Here is a 10,125-nt window from a genome sequence, read left to right on the forward strand (position 1 = left end):
AAGACACTCGTTGTCATCCGTCTCACCTCAAGTCCTTGGGGATAACCTTCGCCAAGTGCCGGACGGCCCTCAGTTGCAGTTGCTTGACGGCGCCTTCGGACTTCTCCAGCGCCCTGGCCGTTTCTGCGATCGACAAACCGGCGAAGAACCGCATTGTCAGGCAGTCGCGTTGTTCGTCGGGCAAGCCCGCGACGGCGTCCCGCAGTACCTCGGCGGTGGCGGCGGCCAGTACGTCGACCTCCGGCCCCTCGGTCTGCCGGTCGTGCGTCTCGATCTCGTCCGTGACCACTTCGAGCCGGACCCGGCCGGATTTGTAGTGGTCGGTGATCAGGTTGCGGGCGATCGTCACCAGCCAGGCACCGAAGTCCCGTCCTTGCCAGCGGAAGGAGTCCAGGGCGCGCAGCGCCCGGACGAAAGTCTCGCTGGTGAGGTCCTCGGCGAGTGCCGATGACGACACCCGAGCGTAGATGTAGCGATAGACGGTGAGCGAGTACTCGTCGTAGAGCTCACCGAAGGCACCGACGTCTCCAGCCTGGGCGCGATCGACGAGCTCAGCCCGTCGCATCCCGTCCGGACTTGGCTCCGGCGTCGTCAAGATCTCTCCCCGTTCGAAAGACACGTCGATTGACACATCCGCGCATGGCCACAGCGGCTGCGACGTGAGCGAGCACCGAGCGTTACGCCTGGAGTACTCACTGTCAACAGCTTGCGGCGTGCCGCCTTCCCGTCGGTCGTTCACACGAATGCGCCAGCGGACTGCTTCCGTCACCACCTGATGACGCAGAGCAGCCTGCTTTGGGGTTATCGCGCATGGTCGCCCCGACGTGGACGGGTTTCTGCAGTGTGAGGTTCAGCAGAAGCACATCCACGAGTTCACCTGTATATCTCCCGTCACGCTCTGCTGCAACCATTACGGACAACCTGGGCCCTGCCTGAGCGTGGATCGGTCATGGCAGACTCAGCGGGTGGACTTCAACTTCGCGGACCTGCTTCGTGACACAGCGCGACGTCACGGCGATCGGGTGGCGCTGGTCGACGGCGACCGGCGACTGACCTGGGCCGAGCTTGACGCGGCCGTCGAAACCGCTGCCCGGGGGTTTGCCGCGGCCGGTCTGGTGCCTGGCTACCGAGTCATCCTGCTGGTTGCCAACAGCATCGAGTTCGTCACCTCCTACCTGGGCGTTCTTCGCTCCGGGCTGGTGGCGGTGCCGCTGAACACCGGGCTGACCAAGCCCGAGGTGGACACCGTCGTGGCGCATTCCGGGGCCCGCCTCGCGGTCACTGACGCAGACCTCGCCGGCCTCGTCGAAGGGGTCCGGACGGTGCGCGCGGGCGATCTCCAAGGTGACGCTGTGTTACAGCCGACCCTCGACCCGGAGACGCTCGCGGTGCTGCTTTACACCTCGGGAACCAGTGGAGATCCGCGAGCAGCGATGCTCACTCACCGCGCACTCTCAGCGAACGTGAGGAACCTCTCCGCACTCGGCCCCGACAGAATGGGGCCCGAAGACGTCGTCTTGGGCGTCCTGCCGATGTTCCACGCCTTCGGCCTCAACGCCGTCCTTGGCTGGACCGTGGCGACCGGTGCGGCCCTGGTCATCGACCAGCGGTTCGACGCCGCGCACACCCTTGAACTGATCGCGCAGCACGAAGTCACCCGCCTCCCGGTCGCGCCGCCGGCTCTCCATGCGCTGCTGGCCCAACCAGATCTCCGTACGGCGCTCTCCGGCGTCAAGGTCGTATTGACCGGCGCATCCGCGCTGGAGCGCAGTCTCGCCGACCGCTTCGAGCAGGTGACCGGCCTCTATGTCCACCAGGGCTATGGCCTGACCGAGGCATCCCCAGGCGTGACCACCACGCTGGACGAGGAAGAACCGAAGCCGGGCTCGGTCGGTCGCGCGCTGCCCAATGTCGAGCTCCGGATCGCCGACGAGCAGGGTGAAGACGTCGAGGGCGACGACCCCGGCGAAATCCTGATCCGCGGCGCGAACATCTTCTCCGGCTACTGGCCGGACGGCGTGGACGGTCCCGACGCCGAAGGCTGGTACCGGACCGGTGACGTCGGCTACCTGGATTCCGACGGCGACCTGTTCCTGGTCGACCGGCTGCGCGAGCTGATCATCGTTTCCGGGTTCAACGTCTTCCCGAGCGAGGTCGAGGAGGTGCTGGTCGCGGCAGACGGCGTACTGGAAGCTGCTGTGATCGGGGTGCCGTCCGAGGAGACCGGTGAGTCGATCAAGGGATTCATCGTCGCCGAGGCCGGTACGACGCTCGATCCGCAGGCCGTGGCCGCCTACGCATCCACCCGGCTGGCGCGGTTCAAATGCCCGAGCGAGCTCGAGGTCGTCGAGCAGTTGCCGCACTCGGTCACCGGCAAAGTGGCCAAGGGCCGGCTCCGGGCGGAGGGGTGAGCGCCCGCGTCACGCTCTACGGCAAGCCGGGTTGTCACCTGTGTGACGACGCCCGGGTGATCATCGAGGCGGTCTGCGCCGAGGTCGGCACGGAGTGGACCGAGGTCGACATCACGCAGGATGACGCGCTCTTCACGCAGTACGGCGAGCAGATCCCGGTCACCTTCGTCGACGGCAAGCAACACGACTTCTGGCGGGTCGACCCGGCCAGGCTGCGGAAGGCACTTACTGCTTAGTGCTGTCGGTCACCCTGGGGTTCGCCGATTTTGTTCTCACGTTCACAAGCTCCTAGAGTAAGAGGAGCCGCAGGGTACTGAACGCGGCTGAGAAGAACCACCCCCCAGGAGAATTGTGACGCGTGCCAGCAGCCGTCGTCCCGGCCCGCCGACGAGAACCGAACGCGGCATCCCCGAGGCAACTGTCGCGCGCTTGCCGGTCTATCTGCGCGCGCTGACCGCGCTGTCGGACAGTGGTATCGCGACCGCGTCGAGTGAGGACCTGGCCACCGCGGCCGGCGTCAACTCCGCGAAGCTGCGCAAGGACCTGTCCTACCTGGGCTCCTACGGCACCCGCGGCGTCGGGTACGACGTCGAGTACCTGCGCTACCAGATCGCCCGCGAGATCGGCGTCACCCAGGACTGGGCCGTCGTCATCGTCGGAATCGGAAACCTCGGCCACGCGCTGGCGAACTACTCCGGCTTCGGGACCCGCGGTTTCCGGATCGTCGCCCTGCTCGACGCCGACCCGGCGCTGGTCGGCGAGCGGATCGGTGACATGGAGGTCCGCGACTTCGCCGAGCTCGAGCACATCGTCGAGACCGACCGGGTCTCGATCGGTGTCATCACCACTCCTGCCGGTCCGGCCCAGGAGGTCTGCGACCGGTTGGTCGCGGCCGGGGTGACCAGCATCCTGAACTTCGCGCCGGTGGTGCTGTCCGTGCCCGACGGCGTCGACATCCGCAAGGTGGACCTCTCGATCGAGTTGCAGATCCTGGCGTACCACGAACAACGAAAGTCCGGAGAGGTGGCGCTCCCCCAGGTGCCAGAACTACCAGCGACCAACGGTCTTGCTCCTGATCTGCCCGCCGTGGGTGGAGGTGTCAGCGCGTGAGCTACTTGGTAGTCGGCATCAGCCATCGCTCCGCGGACATCAACGTGCTGGAGCGGGTCGCGCTGGATCCGGACGCGGCGACCAAGCTCGCGCTGGCCGTGCAGAACACCCCGGCCGTGTCGGAGTCCGCCGTACTGGCGACCTGTAACCGCACTGAGGTGTATGCGACGGTCGACCGCTTCCACGCCGGGATGGACGAGGTCACCGCGATCCTGTCCGACATCACAGGTGTGGCGCTGATCGATCTGGCCGAGCACCTGTACGTGCACTTCGAGGAGGGTGCGGTTGCGCACCTCTTCCAGGTCGCGGTCGGGCTGGACTCGATGATCGTCGGCGAGAGCCAGATCCTCGGTCAGGTGAAGGAGACGCTGCGCGTCGGCCAGGACCTGGAGACGATCGGCACTGAGCTGAATGCCCTTCTGCAGCACGCTTTGCGGGTCGGTAAGCGCGCTCGCGCCGAGACCGGTATCGACTCGGCCGGTCGCTCGGTCGTGTCCGCCGGGCTGGAGGCGGTCGGCGGTTTCGAAGGCCGCCGCGCCCTGGTTGTCGGCGCCGGTTCGATGGCGTCACTGGCTGCGCAAACCCTGATCAACAACGGCGCCAAGAGCGTGGTCATTGCCAACCGCAACTATGAGCGCGCGGTCCTGCTGGCCGAGCGAATCGGCGGTACGGCGATTCAGCTGGCGAACGTGCCGGACGCCCTGGCCGAGGCCGATCTCGTGGTGTCCTGCACCGGTGCACGCGGTGTCGTGCTGACCGCCGAGATGATCCAGAACGCCAGTGACGGCAGGCCTTTCGGCGTGCTGGACGTGGCTCTGCCGCGTGATGTTGCGCCTGAGGCCACTCGCATTCCGGGCGTCACGCTGGTCACCCTGGCAGACCTCGCGGGGACTGCCGGCGGCAGCGAAGCCGACATCGAGGATGTACGGCGAATCGTCGGCGAGGAGACCGGGGCTTTCGAAGCCACCCGGCGCGCCGCGTCGGTCGCGCCGACCGTCGTTGCCCTGCGGACAATGGCCAGTGAGCTCGTCGATTCCGAGCTGGCCCGGCTGGAACGCCGGCTGCCCGGCCTGGACGACAACCAGCGGCAGGAGGTGGCCCGGACGATCCGCCGGGTCGTCGACAAGGTGCTGCACAACCCGACCGTTCGGGTGAAGGAACTTGCCGCCGATCCCGGCGGACCGACGTACGCGAACGCGCTGCGCGAGCTGTTTGCCCTCGACCAGGCGACGGTCGATGCGGTGACGACGCCCAAGGCGCGCGGAGGTGAGCACGCATGATCAGACTGGGAACCCGGCGGTCCGCACTGGCGACCGCACAGGCAACCTTGGTGGCCGACCAGTTGCGCGCACTGGGGCACGAGGTCGAGCTGGTCCCGATCGTCACCACCGGCGACGTGAACCTGGCGCCGATGCAGCAGATCGGCGGCACGGGCGTCTTCGTCAGCGCACTGCGCGACGCGCTGATGGCCCACGAGATCGACATCGCGGTGCACTCGCTGAAGGACCTGCCGACCATCCCGGTCGAGGGTCTGACGGTCGGCGCGATCCCGGTCCGCGAGGATCCGCGCGACGTACTGGTGGCCCGGGACGGTCTCACCCTCGGTGAACTGCAGACCGGCGCGCTGGTCGGGACGGGCTCGGCCCGCCGGGTCGCGATGCTCGAAGCACTCGGTCTGGGGCTGGAGCTGACCGGGATCCGCGGCAACGTGGACACCCGGATCAAGCTCGTCACAGACGGTAAATTGGACGCGGTGGTCCTTGCAAGGGCAGGGTTGTCCCGGTTGGGACGGCTCGACGAGGTGACCGAGACCCTGGATCCGATCCAGGTTCTGCCCGCTCCCGGACAAGGTGCCCTGGGCATCGAATGCCGGGCGGACGACACCGACGTACTGGCCGCACTGGCTCCGCTGGAGGACCCGGCGACCCGGGCAGCGGTGACAGCGGAACGGCAGATGATGGCCACGCTCGAGGCAGGGTGCTCGGCTCCGGTCGGGGCGCTCGCCGAGGTGGTCGAGGGTGAGGACGGTCCCGAGCTCTGGCTCCGGGGCGCGCTCGGCCAGGACGACGGCGTACGGCGGCTCTCCGCGAACGGGCCGGTGGACGACCCGGTCGCTCTCGGCATAGCGCTGGCGAACGAGTTGCTGGAGCGCGAATGAATCCACCTGCACAAGGAACGACGACAGCCAAGACGACAAGCACCACGAGGACGAGGGCGAAGGCAGACGTGAGCAGCGCAACGACAGCAGCGGCCACCGCGGCATCCGCGACACCTCAGACAGTGCCGGCGAAGGCTGCCGCGACCAGTGCGGCGGCGAAGGCGGCCAGACCACTCGGCCACGTCACGTTCGTCGGCGTCGGCCCGGGTGACCCCTCGCTGCTGACGCTGGCCGGACGCGATGTCCTGGCCGGTGCGGACGCGGTCGTCGTCGAGGGCCCCGAGCACGACGCCTTCCTGACGTACTGCAAGCCGGGTGTCGAGATCATCGACGGCTCCGGTGCAGAGGGCAGCCGCGCACTGCGCGTCGCCGCCCGTGGCCGCCTGGTGGTGAAGACCGCCAAGTCCGCCGCGAACGTCGTCCGCCTGCTGACCGGTGACCCGTTCACCTTCTCCAGCGGTGCGGAGGAGGCGGCCGCGTGCCGCAAGGCCGGCATCGGCTTCAACGTGATCCCGGGTGTCAGCGAGGTGAGCGCCGTACCGACGTACGCCGGCATCCCGCTGACGATGAAGAACGACCGCGAGGTCACGGTGCTCGACCTGGCCGAGACCAAGCTGGACCTGAACCGCTTGCACGCCAAGCAGACGCTGGTCCTGCTGAACGCGACCGAGGTTCTCAAGGAGACCACGGCGGCGCTGATCGAGTCCGGCTTCGACGCGTCCACTCCGGTTGCTGCCACCGTCGGTGGTACGACGACCGCGCAGACGAGCGTGATCGGCACGCTGGAGACGATCGCCGCGGAGATCCGCGCCGCGAAGGTGACCGGCGAGGCCGTCATCGTCGTCGGTGCCGTGGTCGAGCAGCGCGAGGCGCTGTCCTGGTTCGAGACCAAGCCGCTGTTCGGCTGGCGGATCCTGGTGCCGCGCACCAAGGACCAGGCCGGTCCGCTGATGGACCGCCTCCGCCGGTACGGCGCCATGCCCGAAGAGGTCCCTACGATCTCGGTGGAGCCGCCGCGCAACCCGCAGCAGATGGACAAGGCGATCCGCGGGCTCGTCGAGGGCCGCTACGAGTGGGTCGCGTTCACCTCGGTCAACGCGGTCAAGGCGGTCCGGGAGAAGTTCGACGAGTACGGGCTGGACGCGCGGGCGTTCTCCGGGCTGAAGATCGCGGCGGTCGGCGAAAAGACCGCCGAGGCGATCGCTGCCTGGGGCATCCGGCCGGACCTGCTGCCGTCGGGCGAGCAGTCGGCCGCCGGGCTGGTCGAGGACTGGCCGCCGTTCGACGAGGTGCTGGACCCGATCAACCGGGTCTTCCTGCCGCGTGCGGACATCGCGACCGAGACGCTGGTCGCCGGTCTGACCGATCTTGGCTGGGAGGTCGACGACGTCACGGCGTACCGGACCGTCCGGGCCGCCCCGCCGCCCGCGCCGACGCGTGAGGCGATCAAGTCGGGCAAGTTCGACGCGGTCGTGTTCACGTCGTCCTCGACGGTGCGCAACCTGGTCGGTATCGCCGGCAAGCCGCACGCGTCGACCGTGATCGCGGTCATCGGCCCGGCCACGCTGAAGACGTCCGAGGAGCACGGCCTGCGCGTCGACGCGATGGCCGAGGCGCCGTCCGCCGAAGAGCTGGCCGACGCACTCGCCCGGTTCGGTGCCAGCCGTCGTGACACCATGGTGGAGGCGGGCGAGCCCGTGACCCGCCCCTCCGAACGCCGTGCAGGTTCCCGCAGGAAGAGCTAATGCTGTGACTGGATTCCCGGATGTGAGGCCCCGTCGGCTACGTCAGTCGGCGGCGATGCGCAGGCTGGTCGCGGAGACCACGCTCGAACCGCGGCAGCTGATCCTGCCGATGTTCATCCGGGAAGGGGCTCGCGAGCCGATCGCGATCAGCTCCATGCCGGGTGTCTACCAGCACACCCGGGACACCGCGCGGAAGGCGGTCGCCGAGGCGGCGCAGCTGGGGCTTGGTGGCGTGATGCTCTTCGGGGTTCCCGAGGAGAAGGACGAGGTCGGTTCGGGCGCGCTCGATCCGGACGGCATCCTGAACGTCGCGATCCGGGACGCGGTGAGCGAAGCCGGCGACTCGCTGCTGGTGATGTCGGACCTGTGCCTGGACGAGTTCACCTCGCACGGCCATTGCGGCGTGCTGGATTCCGAGGGTCGCGTGGACAACGACGCGACGCTGAAAATCTACGCCGAGATGGGCGTCGCGCAGGCCTCGGCCGGTGCGCACATCGTCGGCCCGTCCGGGATGATGGACGGCCAGGTCGGCGTCGTACGGCGTGCTTTGGATGCAGCCAACTTCCAGGACACGGTGATCCTGGCTTACGCGGTGAAGTACGCGTCGAGTTTCTTCGGGCCCTTCCGCGAAGCCGTCGGCTCGTCGCTGCAAGGTGACCGCAAGACCTACCAGCAGGACGGCGCGAACGCCCGCGACGCGATCCGCGAGGTCGACCTCGACATCGCCGAGGGCGCCGACATCGTCATGGTGAAGCCGGCGCTGGCCTACCTCGACATCATCCGCCAGGTCCGCGACCACGTGAATGTCCCAGTCGCGGCGTACAACATCTCCGGTGAGTACGCGATGGTCGAGGCCGCCGCGGCCAACGGCTGGATCCACCGCGAGAACGCGATCCTCGAGACCCTGATGTCGATCCGCCGTGCCGGCGCCGACCAGATCCTCACCTACTGGGCCGCCGAAGCAGTCGACCTCCTCGGCCGTCGCTGATCCTCCCGTCGAGATAACCTCGGTACGACGTTCCGCCGTACCGAGGAGAGTGTTCGCGTGTCGACCCCGGACCCGACCGACCAGCAGGCCCTCGAGGCCGCCCGCACCGACCTGCAGGCTGCGCGTATCGAGCTGCAAGGGGTCGAGGCGCAGTTGCTCGCTGCCCTGGCCGACACCGAAGACGACGAATGAGCACGCCGGCCGCGGAGCAGCAGCGGACCCAGGAGCGTGCCGCGTGGCTGGCCGACATCGCAGCCAACGCGCTGCATTCAGCCCGGGGCTCGCTCGGACGCGCGGCGCACGTCACGCAGGAGGTCGACAACTACCTGCGGCGTAGTGAGGAAGAGCTCGCCTACCTGCCCGGCCAGGCGAACCAGGTCCGAGCCGCCGAGGGCGAGACGCGACCCTTCGTCCGGAACGCTCAGCACCTGGCCGGCACCGCCGACGACCGGATCCGCCACGGCCAGGCCGGCATCGCCGAGGTCCGCAACCAGTTGGACCAAGGAGCAAACGCGCTCCGAGCCGGCCGCGAGGCGCTCAACGAGCTCTCCACGCTCCCGGTCCAGCACGACACCGCCGCCATGGTCCGGCTGGCGTACAAGATCGGCGCGCTCGACAACGCCGTACAGAACGCCCACCACGGCATGGACGAAGCCTCCCGCCGCCTGACCTCGGCCCGCGATTCCCTGGCCCCGCTCGTCAACGGCGCACCCACTCAGGACCGCGAAAGCACCGCGGCCCTCATCAACCAGTCCGCAACCGCAGCCGACACCCAACTGGCAAACGCCCGGCTCGGCCTCGGCACCCTCAACGAATCCTTCGCCACCACCCAAGGCGACTCCCAAGCCGCAGCCGCCGACTCCGCCGACCTGGCCCGCCACTTCGCCGCCGCAGCCAACCCGACCCCGTCAGCCGCCCAGCAGCATCAGCCCGCGGCCGGCGACGAGGCCCACAAGCCCAAGGAATCGGAGATCGCCTCCCGCCTCCGCGGGCTCTAACCGCGGGCGACTCCGCGCGTTCCGAAGGCCAGTTGGCTAAGGGATCCGGGTCGCCCGACCTGCGGGTCGTGGGGGTCGACCTGCTGCACTCGCTGACCGTCTCGCGATGGTGCCCCCGGTACGGCGGATCGCCTCGCCCGGGGGTGGTTCGCGGTGGATCGGTCGTGCCTGGGTTGCGGTCGGCGGGAAATGTTGGGGTTGGTGGCGGGTTGGCGTGGCCTCGGCCGGTGATGTCTGGGGGTGGCTGGTCGCCGCTGCGGCCGATTGACGGCGGCGTGGCTGGTCGCCGCGGTGGTTGAGCTGCTTGGCGAGGTCAGCGGTCGCGTGCGCCGTTGCTTGGGGTTGCTGGGCTGTGGTTGCCCCCTGAGATGGAGGGTTGCCCACTGAGAATCTGAGTGGGCAACCCCCGATGTGAGGGGTTATCCCCAAGGAGTGCTGTGCTGCTGTCTGGCGGGGGCTGGGGAGCGCTACGCACCGGAATCGACAGGCAATGCTCCCCGACTCCCGGCAAACTCACCCACCGGCTCAGGGGATATCCCCTCAGTTGGGGGGTTGCCCACTGAGAATCTGAGTGGGCAACCCCCCGACTGAACTGGTCCCCGATTGTTGGACTGGCTGGTTAGAAGCCTAGGCCGCGAGGGCTTGGGCCCGGTATTGCACCGGGCTCAGGCCCTCGAGTCTTGTTGAGATGCGGTCGTTGTTGTACCAGCGGATG

General features: G+C 68.3%; 11 protein-coding genes. 9 read left to right on the plus strand and 2 right to left on the minus strand.

The window, feature by feature from the left end; translation table 11 throughout:
* Positions 1–22 precede the first annotated feature (22 nt).
* Positions 23–595, minus strand: a complete 573-nt coding sequence (locus E1263_RS01990) for a sigma-70 family RNA polymerase sigma factor (RefSeq protein ID WP_238161031.1) — start codon at positions 593–595, stop codon at positions 23–25.
* Between the two features lie 370 nt (positions 596–965).
* Between E1263_RS01990 and E1263_RS01995 the strand changes: the two genes are divergently transcribed.
* From E1263_RS01995 to E1263_RS02030, 9 genes are all read left to right on the plus strand, one after another.
* Positions 966–2,411 (plus strand): class I adenylate-forming enzyme family protein, encoded by a 1,446-nt coding sequence (locus E1263_RS01995; RefSeq protein WP_132164665.1) that lies wholly within the window; start codon positions 966–968, stop codon positions 2,409–2,411.
* On the plus strand, positions 2,408–2,647 hold the full coding sequence (locus tag E1263_RS02000; protein ID WP_202868677.1) for a glutaredoxin family protein: 240 nt from the start codon (positions 2,408–2,410) through the stop codon (positions 2,645–2,647). The genes E1263_RS01995 and E1263_RS02000 overlap by 4 nt, the downstream gene beginning before the upstream one ends.
* A 115-nt stretch (positions 2,648–2,762) precedes the next feature.
* Entirely contained in the window at positions 2,763–3,521 is a 759-nt protein-coding gene (locus E1263_RS02005; protein WP_132164669.1) for a redox-sensing transcriptional repressor Rex, read from the plus strand.
* A complete protein-coding gene (locus E1263_RS02010; RefSeq protein WP_132164671.1) occupies positions 3,518–4,801 on the plus strand; it encodes a glutamyl-tRNA reductase in 1,284 nt (427 codons plus the stop codon). Before E1263_RS02005 ends, E1263_RS02010 begins: the two co-directional genes overlap by 4 nt.
* Complete coding sequence (gene hemC / locus E1263_RS02015) at positions 4,798–5,679, plus strand: hydroxymethylbilane synthase (protein WP_132164673.1); 882 nt, start codon at positions 4,798–4,800, stop codon at positions 5,677–5,679. The genes E1263_RS02010 and hemC overlap by 4 nt, the downstream gene beginning before the upstream one ends.
* A complete protein-coding gene (locus E1263_RS02020) occupies positions 5,676–7,424 on the plus strand; it encodes a bifunctional uroporphyrinogen-III C-methyltransferase/uroporphyrinogen-III synthase (protein ID WP_238161032.1) in 1,749 nt (582 codons plus the stop codon). Before hemC ends, E1263_RS02020 begins: the two co-directional genes overlap by 4 nt.
* Positions 7,425–7,428: 4 nt before the next feature.
* The gene (gene hemB / locus E1263_RS02025) at positions 7,429–8,412 is read left to right on the plus strand and encodes a porphobilinogen synthase (RefSeq protein WP_132164674.1); all 984 of its coding nucleotides are present in this window, start codon (positions 7,429–7,431) and stop codon (positions 8,410–8,412) included.
* A gap of 57 nt (positions 8,413–8,469) precedes the next feature.
* The gene (locus E1263_RS43980) at positions 8,470–8,604 is read left to right on the plus strand and encodes a hypothetical protein (protein WP_272949635.1); all 135 of its coding nucleotides are present in this window, start codon (positions 8,470–8,472) and stop codon (positions 8,602–8,604) included.
* Positions 8,601–9,410, plus strand: a complete 810-nt coding sequence (locus E1263_RS02030) for a hypothetical protein (RefSeq protein WP_132164676.1) — start codon at positions 8,601–8,603, stop codon at positions 9,408–9,410. Before E1263_RS43980 ends, E1263_RS02030 begins: the two co-directional genes overlap by 4 nt.
* A gap of 627 nt (positions 9,411–10,037) precedes the next feature.
* Here E1263_RS02030 and E1263_RS02035 read toward each other — a convergent pair.
* Positions 10,038–10,124 carry an IS3 family transposase gene (locus tag E1263_RS02035; protein WP_420323368.1) on the minus strand — a complete coding sequence of 29 codons (87 nt, stop codon included), beginning with the start codon at positions 10,122–10,124 and terminating at the stop codon, positions 10,038–10,040.
* Between the last annotated feature and the right edge of the window lies 1 nt (position 10,125).

Origin of the sequence: Kribbella antibiotica (assembly GCF_004349055.1) — a bacterium.
In the GTDB taxonomy this organism is placed as follows: Bacteria; Actinomycetota; Actinomycetes; order Propionibacteriales; family Kribbellaceae; genus Kribbella; species Kribbella antibiotica.